Origin of the sequence: Pseudomonas sp. R45(2017) (assembly GCF_002112305.1) — a bacterium.
Lineage (GTDB): Bacteria > Pseudomonadota > Gammaproteobacteria > Pseudomonadales > Pseudomonadaceae > Aquipseudomonas > Aquipseudomonas paraglycinae.
This window is the reverse complement of sequence record NZ_NEHH01000005.1, coordinates 459,022-477,676: the sequence shown is the minus strand read 5'-3', so window position 1 is coordinate 477,676 and position 18,655 is coordinate 459,022. Positions and strand designations below refer to the sequence as shown.

General features: G+C 60.5%; 20 protein-coding genes and 1 pseudogene. 7 read left to right on the top strand and 14 right to left on the bottom strand.

Annotated elements, in window-relative coordinates:
- Positions 1–19: 19 nt before the first annotated feature.
- The 6 genes from CAF74_RS14790 to CAF74_RS14765 all read right to left on the bottom strand — a co-directional run bounded on the left by CAF74_RS14790 (position 20) and on the right by CAF74_RS14765 (position 5,330).
- Positions 20–760, bottom strand: a complete 741-nt coding sequence (locus tag CAF74_RS14790) for a hypothetical protein (protein ID WP_007954437.1) — start codon at positions 758–760, stop codon at positions 20–22.
- Positions 761–832: 72 nt separating this feature from the next.
- Entirely contained in the window at positions 833–1,213 is a 381-nt protein-coding gene (locus CAF74_RS14785) for a RidA family protein (protein ID WP_003229509.1), read from the bottom strand.
- Positions 1,214–1,237: 24 nt separating this feature from the next.
- Positions 1,238–3,343: a bifunctional GTP diphosphokinase/guanosine-3',5'-bis pyrophosphate 3'-pyrophosphohydrolase gene (gene spoT / locus CAF74_RS14780; protein ID WP_007954439.1), complete on the bottom strand. Its 2,106-nt coding sequence runs from the start codon at positions 3,341–3,343 to the stop codon at positions 1,238–1,240.
- Positions 3,344–3,400: 57 nt separating this feature from the next.
- Positions 3,401–3,664: a DNA-directed RNA polymerase subunit omega gene (gene rpoZ / locus CAF74_RS14775; RefSeq protein WP_003229503.1), complete on the bottom strand. Its 264-nt coding sequence runs from the start codon at positions 3,662–3,664 to the stop codon at positions 3,401–3,403.
- 168 nt (positions 3,665–3,832) lie between these two features.
- Positions 3,833–4,453, bottom strand: a complete 621-nt coding sequence (gene gmk, locus CAF74_RS14770) for a guanylate kinase (protein WP_003229498.1) — start codon at positions 4,451–4,453, stop codon at positions 3,833–3,835.
- 13 nt (positions 4,454–4,466) lie between these two features.
- The gene (locus tag CAF74_RS14765) at positions 4,467–5,330 is read right to left on the bottom strand and encodes a YicC/YloC family endoribonuclease (RefSeq protein WP_007954440.1); all 864 of its coding nucleotides are present in this window, start codon (positions 5,328–5,330) and stop codon (positions 4,467–4,469) included.
- 267 nt (positions 5,331–5,597) lie between these two features.
- Between CAF74_RS14765 and rph the strand changes: the two genes are divergently transcribed.
- Positions 5,598–6,320, top strand: a complete 723-nt coding sequence (gene rph, locus CAF74_RS14760; protein WP_003229494.1) for a ribonuclease PH — start codon at positions 5,598–5,600, stop codon at positions 6,318–6,320.
- Between the two features lie 29 nt (positions 6,321–6,349).
- Entirely contained in the window at positions 6,350–6,718 is a 369-nt protein-coding gene (locus tag CAF74_RS14755; protein ID WP_007954441.1) for a DUF4870 domain-containing protein, read from the top strand.
- Positions 6,719–6,781: 63 nt separating this feature from the next.
- On the opposite strand, the gene CAF74_RS14750 is transcribed toward CAF74_RS14755, so the two are convergent.
- Positions 6,782–7,561: an exodeoxyribonuclease III gene (locus tag CAF74_RS14750; RefSeq protein ID WP_007920349.1), complete on the bottom strand. Its 780-nt coding sequence runs from the start codon at positions 7,559–7,561 to the stop codon at positions 6,782–6,784.
- Positions 7,562–7,643: 82 nt separating this feature from the next.
- On the opposite strand from CAF74_RS14750, the gene pyrE reads away from it, so the two are divergent.
- On the top strand, positions 7,644–8,288 hold the full coding sequence (gene pyrE, locus CAF74_RS14745; RefSeq protein ID WP_007954442.1) for an orotate phosphoribosyltransferase: 645 nt from the start codon (positions 7,644–7,646) through the stop codon (positions 8,286–8,288).
- Between the two features lie 69 nt (positions 8,289–8,357).
- On the opposite strand, the gene argB is transcribed toward pyrE, so the two are convergent.
- The 4 genes and pseudogenes from argB to coaBC form a co-directional block, all read right to left on the bottom strand.
- A complete protein-coding gene (gene argB, locus CAF74_RS14740) occupies positions 8,358–9,263 on the bottom strand; it encodes an acetylglutamate kinase (protein WP_007954443.1) in 906 nt (301 codons plus the stop codon).
- 24 nt (positions 9,264–9,287) lie between these two features.
- Positions 9,288–10,664 (bottom strand): annotated as a pseudogene (locus CAF74_RS14735) (phosphomannomutase/phosphoglucomutase); the annotation flags it as partial.
- Positions 10,665–10,921: 257 nt separating this feature from the next.
- The gene (gene dut / locus CAF74_RS14730) at positions 10,922–11,377 is read right to left on the bottom strand and encodes a dUTP diphosphatase (protein ID WP_007954445.1); all 456 of its coding nucleotides are present in this window, start codon (positions 11,375–11,377) and stop codon (positions 10,922–10,924) included.
- Positions 11,378–11,382: 5 nt separating this feature from the next.
- Complete coding sequence (gene coaBC, locus CAF74_RS14725; protein ID WP_085606127.1) at positions 11,383–12,591, bottom strand: bifunctional phosphopantothenoylcysteine decarboxylase/phosphopantothenate--cysteine ligase CoaBC; 1,209 nt, start codon at positions 12,589–12,591, stop codon at positions 11,383–11,385.
- A 136-nt stretch (positions 12,592–12,727) separates the two neighbouring features.
- Here coaBC and radC point away from each other — a divergent pair, with 136 nt between their 5' ends.
- Positions 12,728–13,402, top strand: a complete 675-nt coding sequence (gene radC / locus CAF74_RS14720) for a DNA repair protein RadC (RefSeq protein ID WP_085746803.1) — start codon at positions 12,728–12,730, stop codon at positions 13,400–13,402.
- Positions 13,403–13,534: 132 nt separating this feature from the next.
- On the opposite strand, the gene CAF74_RS14715 is transcribed toward radC, so the two are convergent.
- Positions 13,535–15,121 (bottom strand): ABC transporter substrate-binding protein, encoded by a 1,587-nt coding sequence (locus CAF74_RS14715; protein WP_085746802.1) that lies wholly within the window; start codon positions 15,119–15,121, stop codon positions 13,535–13,537.
- A 446-nt stretch (positions 15,122–15,567) separates the two neighbouring features.
- Here CAF74_RS14715 and rpmB point away from each other — a divergent pair, with 446 nt between their 5' ends.
- Positions 15,568–15,801 carry a 50S ribosomal protein L28 gene (gene rpmB, locus CAF74_RS14710; RefSeq protein ID WP_003177273.1) on the top strand — a complete coding sequence of 78 codons (234 nt, stop codon included), beginning with the start codon at positions 15,568–15,570 and terminating at the stop codon, positions 15,799–15,801.
- Between the two features lie 11 nt (positions 15,802–15,812).
- Positions 15,813–15,968, top strand: a complete 156-nt coding sequence (rpmG, locus tag CAF74_RS14705; RefSeq protein WP_003177274.1) for a 50S ribosomal protein L33 — start codon at positions 15,813–15,815, stop codon at positions 15,966–15,968.
- Between the two features lie 152 nt (positions 15,969–16,120).
- Here rpmG and CAF74_RS14700 read toward each other — a convergent pair whose 3' ends face one another.
- Together CAF74_RS14700 and CAF74_RS14695 are read right to left on the bottom strand one after the other, a co-directional pair.
- Positions 16,121–16,327 carry a hypothetical protein gene (locus CAF74_RS14700; RefSeq protein ID WP_085746801.1) on the bottom strand — a complete coding sequence of 69 codons (207 nt, stop codon included), beginning with the start codon at positions 16,325–16,327 and terminating at the stop codon, positions 16,121–16,123.
- Between the two features lie 84 nt (positions 16,328–16,411).
- The gene (locus CAF74_RS14695; RefSeq protein WP_085746800.1) at positions 16,412–16,771 is read right to left on the bottom strand and encodes a cupin domain-containing protein; all 360 of its coding nucleotides are present in this window, start codon (positions 16,769–16,771) and stop codon (positions 16,412–16,414) included.
- A 235-nt stretch (positions 16,772–17,006) separates the two neighbouring features.
- Here CAF74_RS14695 and CAF74_RS14690 point away from each other — a divergent pair, with 235 nt between their 5' ends.
- Positions 17,007–18,500, top strand: coding sequence for an aldehyde dehydrogenase (locus CAF74_RS14690; protein WP_064379859.1), 1,494 nt, complete (start codon positions 17,007–17,009; stop codon positions 18,498–18,500).
- Positions 18,501–18,655 lie beyond the last annotated feature (155 nt).

The window sequence follows — 18,655 nt, the reverse complement described above, 5'->3', positions numbered from 1 at the left end:
TTTTTGTCTCAAGCGCCGATCACTGCTTCTCGAGCAACCACTTGCGTTCACCCGGGGTGAACTGCGGTTGTTCGTCCGCCAGCGCGGTGTTCACGGCCTGCAGGATTTCCAGCTCTTTGCCCTTGCGCACAAAGATCCAGTTATTGCCCTGACCGTTCTGCTGCAACCACATGCTGTCGTTGCCGCTGCTCATCGACGCGCAATCGCCGGCGAGGCACAACGCATAGCGGTCGGCACCCGGCAGGCCGGAGACTTGTCCGTCAGCCTGGAATTGCACGGTGGCGCCTTCGCCCTGGCCGCTGGTGATCGTCCAGTTGCCGCCCAGATAAGCGGAATACAGCGCGCGTTCGAAGCTGGCGCCGATCGGTGCGCCTTCCGGCACCGGAATCTGTGCGCGGTCGAAGACCTGTTCCGGTTCGTTTTCATTGGCGGCTTGTTGCAGTTGACCACCATCACGTTTCAGCTCGCTGGCGGAGCTGCCATAGAAATCGACTTTCCAGGCACCGGACTGTTCGCCGAGCAGGCGACCTTCGACGTTTTCGAAACCGTTGGTGTAGCGGGCCTGACCGGCCTTGGTGTTGACGTCCCACTCCAGGTTCGGGCCGTAAGCCTGAAGCGCTTCGCGCAGGGGGCCGCCCTTGGCAGCGGCATCGATGGCGACCTGATTGATCCAGGTACCGCTGATGTCACGGTCGGCAGGGTTGCTGGCGCAACCGCCGAGGAAAATGGCGAGCAGCGAGAGAGCAAGCGCTTTGCGCATGGTGGAATCCTTTCAAAACCTTTTCTTTACCGCAGAGCAGTCGGCGCGGTGTATTAGACCGCGCCGTGCGCATTACTCGATGACCAGAATGGCATCCATTTCAACCTGCGAACCCTTTGGCAGGGCTGCCACGCCGATGGCGGCGCGCGCCGGGTACGGCTGGTCGAAGTACTTGCCCATGATCTCGTTGACCTTGGCGAAGTGGCTCAGGTCGGTGAGGAAGATGTTCAGCTTGACGATGTCCTTGAACGAACCGCCGGCGGCTTCGGCCACGGCTTTCAGGTTCTCGAACACCTGGACGGTCTGGGCTTCGAAGCCTTCGACCAGTTCCATGGTTTTTGGATCGAGGGGAATCTGACCCGACATATAAACGGTGTTACCGGCCTTGATCGCCTGAGAGTAAGTACCGATGGCGGCAGGGGCCTTGTCGCTGGTGATAACAGTCTTGGTCATGTATGACTCCTTGTAATGTTTGAGTTATGCACGCATGCGGGTGATGCGGATCACCCCGGTCAGGGCGCGCAGTTTCTTGATCACGCGGGCCAGGTGCACACGGTCGTGGACGCTGACCACCAACTGGACAACGCTGATGCGGCCATCGCGTTCGTCCATGCTGATTTTCTCGATATTGCCGTCGGCTGCGTTGACGCTGCTGGCCAGCAGGGCGATCAGGCCGCGCTGGTGTTCCAGCTCGACGCGCAGTTCGACGTTGAATTCGCCGGTGACATCCTTGGCCCACGAGAGCTGGATGCATTTTTCCGGGTTGTGGCGGATTTCGCTGATGTTGCGGCAGTTGTCCAGGTGCACGACCATGCCTTTGCCCGCCGACAGGTGACCGACAATCGGGTCGCCCGGGATCGGCGTGCAGCATTTGGCATAACTGAGGACCAAACCTTCGGTGCCGCGAATCGCCAGCGGGCCTTCCGGGCTTGGCAGTTGCTCGCCTTCGCCGAGCAGGCGGCGCGCCACGACGTAGGCCATGCGGTTGCCGAGGCCGATGTCTTCCAGCAAGTCTTCGATCAGTTCGAGGCGGTACTCGGTGAGCATCGCCTTCACGCGTTCGGCCGGAATCTGTTCCAGCGCGCTGTCGAAGCCGTTGAGCACCTTGTTCAGCAGGCGTTCGCCGAGGCTGATGGATTCGGAGCGGCGCTGCAGTTTCAGCGCATGGCGGATGTGTGTGCGCGCCTTGCCGGTGACCACGAAGTTGAGCCACGCCGGGTTCGGCCGCGCGCCGGGGGCGCTGACGATCTCGACCGTGGAGCCGCTTTGCAGCGGTTCGGACAGCGGCGCGAGACGACGGTTGATCCGGCAGGCGATGCAGCTGTTGCCGACGTCGGTGTGTACCGCGTAGGCAAAGTCGACCGCCGTGGAGCCTTTGGGCAGCTCCATGATCCGGCCTTTGGGCGTGAACACGTAAACCTCGTCCGGGAACAGGTCGATCTTCACGCTCTCGATGAATTCCAGCGAGTTGCCGGCACGTTGCTGCATTTCCAGCACGCCTTTGACCCACTGACGGGCGCGGGCATGAGTGCCTTTCGGCTGTTCGTCGCCGCTGGATTTGTACAGCCAATGGGCGGCGATGCCGTTGTTGGCCATCTCTTCCATTTCACGGGTGCGGATCTGGATCTCGATCGGTACGCCGTGCATGCCGAACAGCGTGGTGTGCAGCGACTGATAGCCGTTGGCCTTGGGGATCGCGATGTAATCCTTGAAGCGGCCCGGCAACGGTTTGTACAAATTATGTACGGCACCCAGCACGCGGTAGCAGGTATCGACCTTGTCGACGATGATCCGGAACGCGTAGACGTCCATGATCTCGTTGAAGGCCCGACGCTTGCCGCGCATTTTCTTGTAGATGCCGTAGAGGTGTTTCTGGCGACCGCTGACTTCACCCTGGATGCCGTCGATGGCGAGGCAGTGGCCGAGGGATTCTTCGATCTTGTTGACGATTTCCTTGCGGTTACCCCGGGCGCGCTTGACCGCCTGGTAGATCCGCGCGGAACGCATCGGGTGCATCGCCTTGAAGCCGAGGTCTTCGAACTCGATGCGGATCGCGTGCATGCCCAGCCGGTTGGCGATGGGGGCGTAGATCTCGAGGGTTTCCTTGGCGATACGCCGGCGTTTTTCGCCGGACAGCACTTCCAGCGTGCGCATGTTGTGCAGGCGGTCGGCAAGCTTGACCAGGATCACGCGAATGTCGCGCGCCATGGCCATGGCCATTTTCTGGAAGTTTTCAGCCTGGGCTTCGGCCTTGGTCTCGAAGTTCATCTGGGTCAGTTTGCTGACCCCGTCGACCAGTTCGGCCACGGTTTCACCGAACTGCGCTTGCAGCGCTTCCTTGGCGATACCGGTGTCTTCGATCACGTCATGCAGCATCGCGGCCATCAGGCTCTGATGGTCCATGTGCATGTCGGCAAGAATATTGGCCACGGCAAGAGGATGCGTGACGTACGCCTCGCCGCTGCGGCGGCGTTGGCCGTCGTGGGCTTGTTCGGCGTAGAAATACGCTCGGCGGACCAGGTTGACCTGGTCATTGCCGAGGTAGGTCGATAAGCGATCGGCGAGGGCGTCTATGCTCGGCATGATGTCTCCTGCCGTAGGCTGTGATCCCGCGCCGTGCTACGTCGACCAGGCATAGGCTTAGACGGCCTCGTTGGACTCGTCCTCGAACGCAGCGAAGACAGGGTCTTCGTGGACGATTTCCTGCTCGGCGATGAACTCGTAGCTCATCAGGCCTTCAGCGATTTCACGCAGCGCAACTACGGTCGGTTTGTCGTTTTCCCACTGAACCAGGGGCTCTTTGCCGCCGGTGGCCAGTTGACGGGCACGCTTGGTAGAGAGCATGACCAGCTCAAAGCGGTTTTCCACGTGTTCTAGGCAGTCTTCAACGGTTACGCGGGCCATGGTATTCCTCGGAGCGAATGCAATATGCGCGCTGCCCGGTTGGGCGAGCGGACTCAACAGTTTAAAAAATCACCAGCGATTAGGGAAGCGCTGATTTTTTGACCAGACTCTTCAACGCGCTGCAAGTGCCAATGTAAAGCCCTTGCAGCGGTTTTGGGAAGTGCTGTTTCAGCCCAGCAATTCCGCCAGCAATTTGCCGAAACGCACTTGTTGGCGTTTCTGTTGCAGCTGATTGGCGCGGAAAATCGCTTTCAGATCGTCCAGCGCGTGGGCGAAATCATCGTTGATGATCAGGTAGTCGTACTCGACGTAGTGGCTCATCTCGCTGACCGCTTCACGCATCCGGCCGTCGATGATCTCGTCGCTGTCCTGGCCACGGTTGGTCAGGCGCTGGTGCAGGGCCTGCAGCGAAGGCGGCAGAATGAAGATCGAACGGGCCTGCGGCATCAGCTTGCGCACTTGCTCGGCGCCTTGCCAGTCGATCTCGAGAATCAGGTCGTGACCTTCGTCCAGGGTCTGCTGCAGGCGGCTTTGCGAGGTGCCGTAGAAGTTGCCGAAGACTTCGGCGCGTTCCAGGAAGTCGCCGTGCTCGCCCATCTTCACGAACTCTTCGCGGGTTACGAAGTGATAGTTCACGCCGTCCACTTCGCCCGGGCGCATGGCGCGGGTGGTGTGGGAAATCGAGACGCGGATTTCCGGGTTGGCGTCGGTCAGGGCCTTGACCAGGCTGCTCTTGCCCGCGCCCGAAGGGGCGGAAATGATGTACAGGGTGCCGGTGCTGTGGGTCATGTCGGGGGTAGCCTTACTCAATATTCTGCACTTGTTCGCGCATCTGCTCGATCAACACCTTGAGGTTGACCGCCGCCTGGGTGCTGCGCGGGTCGAAGGCCTTGGAGCCCAGTGTGTTGGCTTCGCGGTTGAGCTCCTGCATCAGGAAGTCCAGGCGCCGGCCGGCGGCACCGCCGGACTTGAGCACCCGGCGAACTTCGATGATGTGGGTGCTCAGGCGATCCAGTTCTTCGGCCACGTCGCTCTTTTGTGCGAGCATGACCATTTCCTGTTCCAGACGCTGCGGGTCCATCTCGGCCTTCATGTCGGCGAAACGGTCGAGGACTTTCTGGCGCTGGGTAGCGAGCATCTGCGGAACCAGTTCGCGCAGGGTCACCACGTCTTCCTCGATGGAGGTCAGGCGGTCGTTGATCAGGCGGGCCAGCTCCGCGCCTTCGCGTTCGCGGCCGGCCTTGAGGTCTTTCAGGCCTTGATTGAACAGAGCCAGCGCCTCGGCGTTCAACGCCTGCGGGTCGGTGGCGTCGGCGACCAGTACGCCCGGCCAGGCCAGCACTTCCAGCGGGTTCAGCGCGGCCGGGTTCTTGATCAGGCCGGCAACGGTTTCGGCCGCGGCGACCAGTTGCGCGGCGCGCTCGCGATCCACTTGCAGCGGCTTGCCGGTGCTTTCCTCGGTGAAACGCAGGGTGCATTCCAGTTTGCCGCGCGACAGGCCCTGGCGCAGGGCTTCGCGGACGGCGCCTTCGAGGTCGCGAAACGACTCCGGCAGGCGCAGGTGGGGTTCCAGGTAGCGGCTGTTGACCGAGCGCAGTTCCCAGCTCAGGGTGCCCTGAACGCCGGCTTTTTCGACGCGGGCGAAGGCGGTCATGCTGTGCACCATGGGGTGACCTCGCGATACAGATCGGCGCGAATGGAAGCTCCGCAGCTCGATATCAATGAATTTAAGCCGACTGGCAGCAAAGGCGCAGGATTGTAGCGCAGTGCGGCAGATGCGCCCAAACACACGGTGTGACAAAGGGCTGCAGGCCGTCGGCGAAGCGCGTTTCAGGGCCTTCGGTCGTCGGCCGGATTTTTTAACGAGTGCCCAGGCGCGGTGCGCGGCTCTATAATGCTCCGCAGTTTTCCGTCCCCAGTACAGGTATCTCCTATGAAACGTCCAAGTGGTCGCGCTGCCGATCAGCTCCGCTCGATCCGCATTACCCGCAACTACACCAAACACGCCGAGGGATCCGTACTGGTCGAATTCGGTGATACCAAAGTCATCTGCACCGTCAGCGTCGAAAACGGCGTGCCGCGTTTCCTTAAAGGCCAGGGCCAGGGTTGGCTGACCGCCGAATACGGCATGCTGCCGCGCGCCACTGGCGAGCGTAACCAGCGTGAAGCCAGCCGTGGCAAGCAGGGTGGTCGTACCCTGGAAATCCAGCGCCTGATCGGCCGTTCCCTGCGCGCTGCGCTGGACATGTCCAAGCTGGGCGACGTCACCCTGTACGTCGACTGCGACGTGATCCAGGCCGATGGCGGTACCCGCACCGCGTCGATCACCGGCGCCATGGTTGCGCTGGTCGATGCACTGAAAGTGATCAAGAAGCGCGGCGGCCTGAAAGGCGGCGACCCGCTCAAGCAAATGATTGGCGCCGTTTCCGTGGGCATGTACCAGGGCGAGCCGGTGCTGGATCTGGACTATCTTGAAGATTCCGCCGCCGAGACCGACCTCAACGTGGTGATGACCAGCACCGGTGGTTTCATCGAAGTGCAGGGCACTGCCGAAGGCGCCCCGTTCCAGCCTGAAGAGCTGAACGCGATGCTGGAACTGGCGAAGAAAGGCATGAACGAAATCTTCGAACTGCAAAAGGCTGCACTGGCCGACTGAGCAGGTTCGTAACCCGCAAGGAGGACGCAATGAGTGATGAGCAAGAGTTGCTGCCCAAACCGAGCCAGGAGGTTCGCCAATGGGCCATGTTTTGTCACTTGTCCGCCTTGCTGGGGATCTGGATTCCGTTCGGCACGCTGATCGGGCCGCTGGTCCTGTGGCAGATGAAGCGCGAGACCGATCCGTTCATCGATGCACAGGGTAAAGAAGCGCTGAATTTTCAGATCACCGTGGCAATCGCTTCGATGATCTGTTTCGTGCTGATGCTGTTGCTTATCGGGTTCGTGCTGTTCGGCCTGCTGGCCATTGCGGCGCTGGTGTTGACGATTATCGGCGGGGTGAAAGCCAACGAAGGCTTCCCGTACCGCTATCCGTTCACTTGGCGGTTGATCAAATAACGAACGATCGCCCACAAAAAAACCGACAGTGATGTCGGTTTTTTTGTGTCTGCGAAAGGCCGCTTAGATGGTCAGCGTCCAGTCGTAGTCGACGATCAGCGGCGCATGCTGCGAGAACCGTGGCTGACGTGGCAGGCGTGCGCTGCGCACGAAGCGCCGCAGCCCTGGAGTCAGGATCTGGTAGTCGAAGCGCCAGCCCAGATTCAGCATCTCGGCCTGTTCGTTGTCCGGCCACCAGCTGTACTGGTCGCCTTCGCGGCTGACTTCGCGCAGGGCGTCTACGTAGCCCATGTTGCCGACAATCTCGTCCATCCAGGCGCGTTCCGGCGCCAGGAAACCCGGGGATTGCTGACTGTCGCGCCAGTTCTTGATGTCGAGCTTCTGCTGCGCGACGTACAGCGAGCCACAATAAATGTACTCGCGACGTTTGCGCCGCTGTTTGTCCAGGTACTTGCCGAAGTCGTCCATGAGCTTGAACTTCTGGTTCAAGTCCTCATCGCCGTTCATCCCCGAAGGAAGCAGCAAGGTGGCAATACTGACTTTGTCGAAATCTGCTTGCAGGTAGCGCCCGTAGCGGTCGGCCGTCTCGAAACCGAGACCGCTGATGACAGCCTTCGGTTGCAACCGCGAATACAAAGCCACGCCGCCTTGGGCAGGGACTTCAGCATCGCAGGCATAAAGGAAGTAGCCATCCAGTTGGAAGGCTGGGTCGTCCAGTTCAAAGGCGGAGGCACGGGTGTCCTGCAGGCAGATGACGTCGGCATTCTGTGCCTGCAGCCAACTGAGCAAACCGCGCTCGACTGCAGCCTGAATACCATTGACGTTCACACTGATGATCCGCATAAATGGCCCCAAAAATCGCGTGCGTGTATGATACACGGCGTCAAGCTAATTAGCTAAATCCGTGGTATTTGGGGTTTTTTTCATGCAAGCGTATCAGCGCGATTTCATTCGTTTTGCCATCGATCGCGGCGTTTTGCGCTTCGGTGAGTTCACCCTGAAGTCCGGGCGCACCAGTCCTTACTTCTTCAATGCCGGCCTGTTCAACTCGGGTTCCGCGCTGGCGCAGCTGGGGCGTTTCTACGCCGCAGCCATCGCCGAGAGCGGCATTCCGTTCGACGTGCTGTTCGGCCCGGCCTACAAAGGCATCCCGCTGGCGGCAACCACTGCCGTGGCGCTGGCCGAACACCACAACCGTGATCTGCCATGGTGCTTCAACCGCAAGGAAGCCAAGGCCCACGGCGAAGGCGGCAGCCTGGTCGGCGCACCGCTGACCGGTGAAGTGCTGATCATTGACGACGTGATCACTGCCGGCACCGCGATCCGTGAAGTGATGCAGATCATCGCTTCCCAGGACGGCGCCAAGGCCGCCGGTGTGCTGATCGCCCTCAACCGTCAGGAGCGCGGCAACGGCGAGCTGTCGGCGATTCAGGAAGTCGAGCGTGATTTCGGTATCCCGGTCATCAGCATCGTGTCGCTGAACCAGGTGCTGGAATTCCTGGCTGACGATCCGCAGCTCAAGCAGCACCTGCCAGCCGTTGAAGCATACCGCGCCCAGTTCGGCGTCTGATCGCAGCTTCAGGCAAAAAAAGACCCCGCTCAGCCAGGCTGAGCGGGGTCTTTTTGTTTGCGCGAGCGCTTATGGACGCTTGCGATTGCTGATCAGCGTACCCACACCGGTGTCGGTGAAGATTTCCAGCAGGATCGCGTTCGGCACGCGACCGTCGATGATCAGCGAACTGCCAACGCCACCCTGTACCGCTTCCAGCGCGCAGCGGATCTTCGGCAGCATGCCGCCGTAGATGGTGCCGTCGGCGATCAGGTCGTCGACTTGCTGGGTGCTCAGGCCGGTCAGTACGGTGCCCGACTTGTCCATCAGGCCGGCGATGTTGGTCAGCAGCATCAGCTTTTCGGCTTTCAGCGCTTCAGCAACCTTGCCGGCCACCAGGTCCGCGTTGATGTTGTACGACTCGCCGTTTTCACCCACGCCGATCGGTGCGATCACCGGGATGAAGTTGCCTTTGACCAGCAGGTTCAGCAGTTCGGTGTTGATCCCGACCACTTCGCCCACATGGCCGATGTCGATGATTTCCGGCTGGGTCATCTCCGGGGTCTGGCGGGTGACGGTGAGCTTCTTCGCGCGAATCAGCCCGGCGTCTTTACCGGTCAGGCCGATGGCGCTGCCGCCGTGACGGTTGATCAGGTTGACGATGCTTTTGTTGACCTGACCGCCGAGGACCATTTCCACCACGTCCATGGTCGCGGCATCGGTGACGCGCATGCCGTCGACGAAATGGCTTTCGATCGACAGGCGTTTGAGCAGATCACCGATCTGCGGGCCACCGCCGTGCACGACCACCGGGTTGATGCCCACGGCCTTCATCAGCACGATGTCGCGGGCGAAGCCGGTTTTCAGCTCCTCGCTTTCCATCGCGTTGCCGCCGTATTTGATCACCAGGGTCTTGCCGACGTATCGGCGGATGTAAGGCAGCGCTTCGGACAGGACCTTGGCAGTGTTGGCGGCGGCATCGCGTTCGAGGGTCATTCAGGGCTCCGGGTGAATCAGCAATCAGAACGGTAGTTGGAGATCAGGTGCAACGCGTTTCAGTTGGGCATGGAACACAGCCTTGATGCGCTGCAGTTCCGCCTCGTCATCGGCCTCGAAGCGCAGCACCAGCACCGGTGTGGTGTTGGACGCGCGCACCAGGCCCCAGCCTTTGGCGTAGTCGACCCGCACGCCGTCAATGGTGGTCAGGTCGGCGCCTGGGCCCCACTGCGCATCGTGCAGTGCATCAATGATGCTGAATTTGCTCTCCTCGGTCACATGGATATTGATTTCCGGCGTGGAAATATCGTTCGGGAAGGTCGCGAACAGCTCCTCGGCCGAAGATTTTTCCTTGCTGAGGATTTCCAGCAGCCGTGCGGCGCTGTAAATGCCGTCGTCGAAACCGAACCAGCGTTCCTTGAAGAAAATGTGCCCGCTCATTTCGCCGGCCAGCAGTGCGCCGGACTGTTTCATTTTCTTTTTGATCAACGAGTGACCGGTCTTCCACATTAGCGGCCGACCGCCATATTCCTTGATCAGCGGGATCAGGCGACGGGTGCATTTGACGTCGAAGATGATCTCCGCGTCCGGGTTGCGCGCCACCACGTCACGGGCGAACAGCATCAGCAGACGGTCCGGAAAGACGATGGTGCCGGTGTTGGTCACCACACCGACGCGGTCGCCGTCACCGTCAAAGGCCAGGCCGATGTCAGCTTGGGTTTCCTTGACCTTGGCGATCAGGTCGACGAGGTTCTCAGGCTTGCCCGGATCCGGGTGATGGTTCGGGAAGTTGCCGTCGACTTCGCAGAACAGCGGGATGACTTCGCAGTTCAGCGCTTCGATCAATTGCGGGGCGATCACGCCGGCCGCGCCGTTGCCGCAATCCACCACGACTTTCAGGCGCCGGGCCAGTTTGATGTCCTGGACGATTTCGGTGTTGTAGCGGTCGAGGATCTCGACCTGGGTCACGCTGCCCGTGCCGCTGCTCAGGTTGCCGGTTTTGAGGCGCTCGTGCAGGGCCTGGATCTGTTCGTTGGCGAGGGTGTCGCCGGCGATCACGATCTTGAAGCCGTTGTAGTTCGACGGGTTGTGGCTGCCGGTGAGCATCACGCCGGATTTGCCGGCCAGCACATTGGCGGCGTAGTAGAGCGCCGGGGTCGGCACCAGGCCGACGTCGCTGACGTGGCAGCCGCTTTCGGCGATACCGCGGATCAGTTCGGCAACCAGTTCCGGGCCGGACAGGCGGCCGTCACGACCGACGGACACGTTCGGCTCGCCCTGGGCCAGGCTCTGGGAGCCGATGGCGCGGCCGATCCAGTAGGCGGTTTCGGCATTTAGGAATTCCGGCACGGTGCCGCGAATGTCGTAGGCGCGGAAGATGCTGTCGGGAAGCTTCGGGGCGACTTGGGCGGGGGTGCTCATCTGCGAAAATGCTCCATCTCGAAAGTGGCTAGACACACCGACGATTCATTCGACGGCAAGCTCAAACTGAAGGGTATGACGGCGGTTTTCACAGAGAGTTCGTGGTGTGAAAGGGCCATGACGCCTTGTACGGCGTGGCTTTGGCCTGTCAATGCCTTGATTTTCAGCGGTAAAGCTTGCAGATGAATCTGCGTATTTTTATGGCGAAGGAGCAGGCTCCCTCGCTATAAAGCCAATCACTTGGTGCCGGAATGGCCGAAACCGCCAGCGCCGCGTTCGGTTTCGACGAACTCTTCAACCATTTCGAAGTGCGCCTGAACCACCGGCACCAGCACCAGCTGCGCCAGGCGCTCGCCGACCGGCATGGTGAATTCGGTCTGGCCACGGTTCCAGCAGGAGACCATCAGCGGGCCCTGGTAGTCGGAGTCGATCAGGCCGACCAGATTGCCCAGCACGATGCCGTGCTTATGGCCCATGCCCGAGCGCGGCAGGATCAACGCGGCGAGGTTCGGATCGCCGATGTAGACCGACAGACCGGTCGGAATCAGCACGGTTTCACCCGGTTTGATCACGATGTCCTCTTGCAGCATGGCCCGCAGGTCGAGGCCGGCGGAGCCCGGTGTGGCGTATTGCGGCAGCGGGAATTCGGTACCGATGCGTGGGTCGAGGATCTTGGCTTGCAAAGCGTGCATGTAAATTAAACCTGGTTCAGACGTTCGGCGATAAAAGTGACCAGTTGGCGAGCGATCTTGCTCTTGCTGGTCTGGGCGAAAACCGTGGCGTGCAGCGCACGGTCGATGACGCTGCAGGCGTTTTCTTCGCTGTTGAAACCGATGCTCGGGTTGGCGACGTCGTTGGCGACGATCAGATCGAGATTCTTGTCCTTCAGCTTGCGTGCAGCGTAGTCGAGCAGGTGTTCGGTCTCGGCGGCGAAGCCGACACTGAACGGACGGTCGGGACGGGTCGCGATGGTGGCCAGGATGTCCGGGTTACGCACCATTTGCAGGACGAAGCCGTCGCCGCTCGTAGGGTCTTTCTTCAATTTTTGCGGGGCGACGACTTCCGGACGGTAGTCCGCGACCGCCGCCGAGGCGATGAAGATGTCGCAAGGGATCGCGGCTTCACACGCGGCGAGCATGTCGCGGGCGCTGACCACGTCGATGCGGGTGACGCGATCCGGCGTCGGCAAATGCACCGGGCCGCTGATCAGCGTGACGCGGGCGCCGGCTTCCACCGCCGCTTCCGCCAGGGCGAAACCCATTTTGCCGGAGCTGTGGTTGGTGATGTAGCGCACCGGGTCGATGTTTTCCTGGGTCGGGCCGGCGGTGATGACCACGTGCTTGCCGGTCAGCGCCTGACGCTGGAAACAGTCCGCCGCGAGCTGGGCCAGATCGGTGGCTTCCATCATGCGGCCCATGCCGACGTCGCCGCAGGCCTGGCTGCCGGAGGCCGGGCCGAAGGTCTTCAGGCCACGGCTTTCAAGGAGTTGCAGGTTGGCCTGGGTCGCCGGGTCGCGCCACATGGCCTGGTTCATGGCCGGGGCGACCGCGACGATGGCGTCGGTGGCCAGCACCAGCGTGGTCAGCAGGTCGTTGGCAATGCCTTGGGCCAGACGGGCCAACAAGTCGGCGGTCGCCGGGGCGATCAGCACCAGATCGGCCCATTTGGCCAGTTCGATGTGGCCCATTGCGGCTTCAGCAGCCGGGTCGAGCAAGTCCAGGTGAACCGGGTGGCCGGACAGGGCCTGCATGGTCAGCGGGGTGATGAATTCGCTGCCGCCGCGGGTCATGACCACGCGCACTTCGGCGCCCTGGTCGATCAGGCGGCGCACAAGGTCGGCGCTCTTGTAGGCAGCAATGCCGCCGCCGACGCCCAGAACGATGCGTTTCCGATACAGCCGCTGCATAGGTCTGCCTTTACATTTCGTTGGTGACATACGTGGCGAAACCCCCTCCCCAGAGTGAATTCGCCCGCAAAAAAGATGGGCTACGATATCACAGCGACCGCTACGGAACAGCGGCGCCCACAGACAAGGAAGGTGTATGAGTATTCGCGATTGGCCGGCGGCGGAAAGGCCGCGGGAGAAGCTGTTGGAACAGGGCTCGGGAAGTCTTTCCGATGCCGAATTGCTGGCGATTTTTCTACGGACTGGCGTATCCGGTAAAAGCGCGGTGGATCTGGCGCGACACTTGTTGAGTCAGTTCGGCAGTCTGCGTGCATTGCTGGAGGCTGATCTCGGGGCGTTCAGCGAGCAATTGGGCCTGGGGCCGGCGAAGTTTGCCCAACTGCAAGCTGTGTTGGAGATGGGGCGGCGACATCTGGCCGAGCGCATGCGCCAGAAAACGGCGCTGGAGAATCCACAGGTGGTACGTGATTACCTCAAAGCCATGCTGCGCCACGAGCCGCACGAGGTGTTCGGTTGCCTGTTTCTCGACTCCAAACATCAGGTGCTGACCTTCGAGACGCTGTTTCGCGGCTCGATCGACAACACGGCCGTGCATCCCCGGGAAGTCGTGAAGCGTTCCCTGGCCAACAACGCGGCAGCGGTGATCCTGTGCCATAACCATCCGTCGGGAAACTCCGATCCCAGTCAGGCTGATCGATTATTGACCAAGCGTTTGCAGAAGGCTTTGGAGTTGATCGACGTGCGGGTGCTCGATCACTTCATCGTTGGCGATGGTGAACCGTTGTCGATGGCGGAGTGTGGCTGGATGTAGATCCGAGGGGAGAATGCAAAACCCTGTGGGAGCTGGCTTGCCAGCGATGACGGCGGCACATTCAGCACAATGTTGGCTGTCAGTCCGCTATCGCTGGCAAGCCAGCTCCAACAGGTTTTGTGTTGTGGCGGGTTATTTGAGGGTGACTTTGGAATAGTCTTGCCGACCGAACGGGGAGACCGAGTAACCCTGAACGTCCTTACGCGTCAGCGCATACGCCGTAGGATGCGCCAGCGGCAGCCACAACGCCTGCTGCTGGATCTGCGCCTGTGCCTGTTCGTAGAGCTTGGTGCGTACGCCTTGCTCGCTGGTGGTCTTGCCGGCGCTGATCAGTTTGTCCAGATCGGCATTGCAGTAGCGGGCGAAGTTGGTGCCGGACTTGACCGCCGCGCAGGAAAACTGCGGCGTGAGGAAGTTGTCCGGGTCGCCGTTGTCGCCGGCCCAGCCCATGAACAGCAGGTCATGCTCGCCAGCCTTGGCGCGGCGAATCAGCTCGCCCCATTCGATCACGCGGATTTCCGCCTGAATGCCGATCTCCGCCAGGTCCGATTGCAGCAGTTGTGCGCCGAGGCTCGGGTTCGGGTTGAGCAGGCTGCCGGACGGGCGCGTCCAGATAGTGGTCTGAAAACCGTCTTTCAGTCCGGCCTTGGCCAGCAACGCCTTGGCTTTTGCCACGTCGTGCGGGTAACCCGGCAGATTCTTCGCGTAGCTCCAGGTGTTCGGCGGGTACGGGCCGTTGGCGGCTTCGGCAGTGTCTTCGAAAACAGCCTTCAGGTAGTTGGCTTTGTCGAAGGCGAGGTTGATCGCCTGGCGCACTTCCGGTTTGTCCAGCGGCGGATGCTGGCTGTTGATGCCAACGAATGCGGTCATGAACGCGTCAGTTTTTTCGACTTTCAGCGTCGGCTCCTGCTTCGCGGCCTGTACGTCCAGCGGTTTTGGCGACAGGGCAATCTGGCACTCGTTGCGCCGCAGCTTTTGCAGGCGCACGTTGGCGTCCGGAGTGATGGCGAAAATCAGTGGGTCCACCGCAGGCTTGCCACGGAAGTAGTCCGGGTTGGCCTTGTAGCGGATCGAGGCGTCTTTCTGGAACCGGGTGAACACGAACGGACCGGTGCCGACCGGCTGGCTGTTGAGCTTGTCGGTGGCATCGGCCTTCAGCAGCTTGTCGGCGTATTCAGCAGAATAAATGGAGGCGAAACCCATGCTCAGGGTCGCGAGGAACGTCGAGTCCGGGTGGTCGAGGGTGAAACGAACGGTCAGCGGATCCAGCGCGTCGATCTTCTTGATCAGGCTCGGCAGCTGCATCGACTGGGCGTGTGGGAAGCCGCTCTGGGCGACTTTGTGCCACGGGTTGGCCGGGTCGAGCATGCGGTCGAAGCTGAATTTGACGTCTTCGGCAGTCAGTTCGCGGGTCGGCTTGAAGTAGTCGGTGCTGTGGAACTTCACCTGCGGGTGCAGCTTGAACACGTAGGTAAGGCCGTCAGTGCTGACTTCCCAGCTGTCGGCCAGGCTTGGGACGACTTTACCGCTGGCGGTGTCGAAGTCCACCAGGCGGTTCATCAGCACGTCGGCCGAAGCGTTGGTGGTGGTCAGCGAGTTGTACTGCACCACGTCGAAGCCCTCGGGGCTGGCCTCGGTGCAGACGCTCAGGGCGGCGGCCTGGGCCAGTGGACTCAGTAACAGCGGGGCGAAGAGCAGGGGGAGGGCAGCGAGGCGCATGGTCGGCTTCCTTTACAGATCGAAGGCCCATCTGCAAGTGCAGTCTGGAAAAGGTCTACCCTAGTGGTCGCGATTGCAAATGACTATCCCCTTTTTGCATTTTCGGGGCTGCGCGGCTGAGGATTTGTCGGAAGAGGCGATGGGAAAAGTCCCGATCGCGGGTATGATCGGTTTTCTTCGACGAATGGTAAAAATTGCCGGCAGCCTTTGCCCAAAGCGCTTTCAGCCGGAAAAAGCGGCTTTTTAGCCATTCTTTCCACACGGAAAGTTGTTGCTCCGTGGTCTTTCTGGTATAAAGCAGCGCTCTTTTCTAGGGGCCCGGTTCCTTCGCTTGTAGGTGTAGCCGGTAAGACCTCTAAAGAATCGCGGCGCCTGGCGCCACAATGACTAGAGATTAAGCGGCCAACCCATGCCGGGTTGGGCATGTGGTTTTAGAGGGCTGAGGCATGTCTAGAGTATGTCAAGTTACCGGTAAGGGTCCGGTGACTGGGAACAACATTTCCCACGCAAACAACAAAACCCGTCGTCGTTTCCTGCCGAACCTGCAGCATCACCGCTTCTGGGTTGAAGAAGAGAAACGTTTCGTACGCCTGCGCGTTTCCGCCAAAGGCATGCGTATCATCGACAAGCGTGGCATCAGCGTTGTGCTGGCCGAGCTGCGTCGCGACGGCAAGGTTTAAGGGAGCTAATCATGCGTGAATTGATTCGTTTGATCTCGAGCGCCGGTACTGGTCACTTCTACACTACCGACAAGAACAAGCGTACTACCCCGGACAAAATCGAGATCAAGAAATATGATCCGGTTGTTCGCAAGCACGTGATCTACAAGGAAGGCAAAATCAAGTAATTGATTTTTCCCGACTTACGAAAAAGGCCCGTATCTCACGATACGGGCCTTTTTTGTTGTCCGGCAATTGTGGTGGCCGGTGGGATCGCGACAAAAAAGGCCTGCATCTCGCGATGCAGGCCTTCGAAAGGTAAGCCTTTCAGTGGCGCCAATTATTCGTGGATCTGAAACGACAGGATCTTGCCCTCGTTGCAGATGAAGATGTCTACGGTCCTATACCTGGCCCGGAGGTTATCTGGCCCTTGAATTGGCCCGTTGGCGGTGAAACCGGTCAGTTCGTTGATATAGGCCTTTACGGTCTCTACATACGGGGTGCCGATCAAGTGGTGAATCTTGTTGAAAGCTTCTATTTTGGTCATGCCGCATTTCCTTATACGTGACGGGAATGTCCTTATGGACGACCCGATTTTCAACCCGTCAGCATTCGGTCGTGCGTTACATAGTTATTTTTCTTCGAAGATCACGTAGATCTTGCGGCAAGCCTCCAGCACTTCCCAGGTGCCACGAAAGCCGGCCGGAATCACAAAGCGGTCGCCGACACGCAGGGTCTTGGCATTGCCTTCACTGTCACGCAGCACCGATACGCCCTGCAGGATTTCGCAGTATTCGTGCTCGGTGTAATTCACCGTCCACTGACCTACCGCACCTTCCCACACGCCGACACCCATTTGCCCGCAAGGGCTGTCGTACTGATTGAACACCGCTTGCTCGGGATCACCCTTGAGCACTTTGGCCGGGTCCGGGCGATAGCGTTCGGCTTCGGTTGTGGTGAGGCTGATGTCGACGACGTTCTGGATGTTCATTGTTGTTTTCTCCCGTGATGACGGCGCGATGGCGTGAAAGGGTCAAAGTCTATGTTGATTAAATTGAACGCCGCAAGGCCGTATGGCGAGCTTATGTCAAATATATTGAAACAACCCCGGTCGCTGGTTTAGGGTGGCGGATGCCTTGGGCCGAAAAGCAGGCTGGCCGGGCAGTATTCCTGAGGACGACCGCGACGATCGCGGCGCTCGTATTGAACAAGAGGAGGACACTCGAATGACCACCCTGACTCGTGCCGACTGGGAACAACGCGCCCGCGACCTGAAGATCGAAGGCCGCGCCTACCTTAATGGCGAGTACACCGATGCCGTCTCCGGCGAGACCTTCGAGTGCATCAGTCCGGTCGATGGCCGTCTGCTGGGCAAGATTGCCAGCTGTGACGCCGCCGACGCCCAGCGCGCCGTGGAAAACGCCCGCGCCACGTTCAATTCCGGCGTCTGGTCGCGCCTGGCGCCGACCAAACGCAAAGCCACCATGATCCGTTTCGCCGGCCTGCTCAAGCAGCACGCCGAAGAACTGGCCCTGCTCGAAACCCTCGACATGGGCAAGCCGATCAGCGATTCGCTGTACATCGACGTGCCGGGCGCTGCGCAAGCCCTGAGCTGGAGCGGTGAGGCGATCGACAAGATCTACGACGAAGTCGCCGCTACGCCGCACGATCAACTGGGTCTGGTGACCCGTGAGCCAGTGGGCGTAGTTGGCGCTATCGTGCCGTGGAACTTCCCGCTGATGATGGCCTGCTGGAAACTCGGCCCGGCCCTGTCGACCGGCAACTCGGTGATCCTCAAGCCGTCGGAAAAATCCCCGCTGACCGCCATCCGCATTGCCGAACTGGCCGTTGAAGCCGGCATTCCGAAAGGCGTGCTGAACGTACTGCCAGGTTACGGCCACACTGTCGGCAAGGCGCTCGCTCTGCACAATGATGTCGACACTCTGGTGTTCACCGGTTCGACCAAGATCGCCAAGCAACTGATGATCTATTCCGGCGAATCGAACATGAAGCGCGTCTGGCTGGAAGCCGGCGGCAAGAGCCCGAACATCGTGTTTGCCGATGCTCCGGATCTGCAGGCCGCCGCCGAATCCGCCGCCAGCGCCATCGCCTTCAACCAGGGCGAAGTCTGCACCGCAGGTTCCCGTCTGCTGGTCGAGCGTTCGATCAAGGACAAGTTCCTGCCGATGGTGATCGAGGCGCTGAAAACCTGGAAACCCGGCAACCCGCTGGATCCGGCCACCAACGTTGGCGCGCTGGTCGATACCCAGCAGATGAACACCGTGCTGTCCTACATCGAGTCGGGCCACTCCGACGGCGCCAAACTGGTGGCCGGCGGCAAGCGCATTCTTCAGGAAACCGGCGGCACCTACGTCGAGCCGACGATTTTCGACGGCGTGAGCAACGCGATGAAGATTGCCCAGGAAGAGATCTTCGGCCCGGTGCTGTCGGTCATTGCGTTCGATACCGCTGAGGAAGCGATCAACATCGCCAACGACACGCCTTACGGCCTGGCGGCAGCGGTCTGGACTCAGGACATTTCCAAGGCGCACCTCACCGCCAAGGCCCTGCGTGCCGGCAGTGTGTGGGTCAACCAGTACGACGGCGGCGACATGACCGCACCGTTCGGCGGCTTCAAGCAGTCGGGCAACGGTCGCGACAAGTCGCTGCACGCCTTCGACAAATACACCGAGCTGAAGGCGACCTGGATCAAGCTGTAAATCGTTGACGGGAGCCTGAGTGAATCAGGCTCTCGAATCGAACAGAGATCCCTGTGGGAGCGAGCCTGCTCGCGATAGCGGTGTGACAGTCGACATCAATGTTGAATGTGACACCGCTATCGCGAGCAGGCTCGCTCCCACATTGGTTTTGTGTG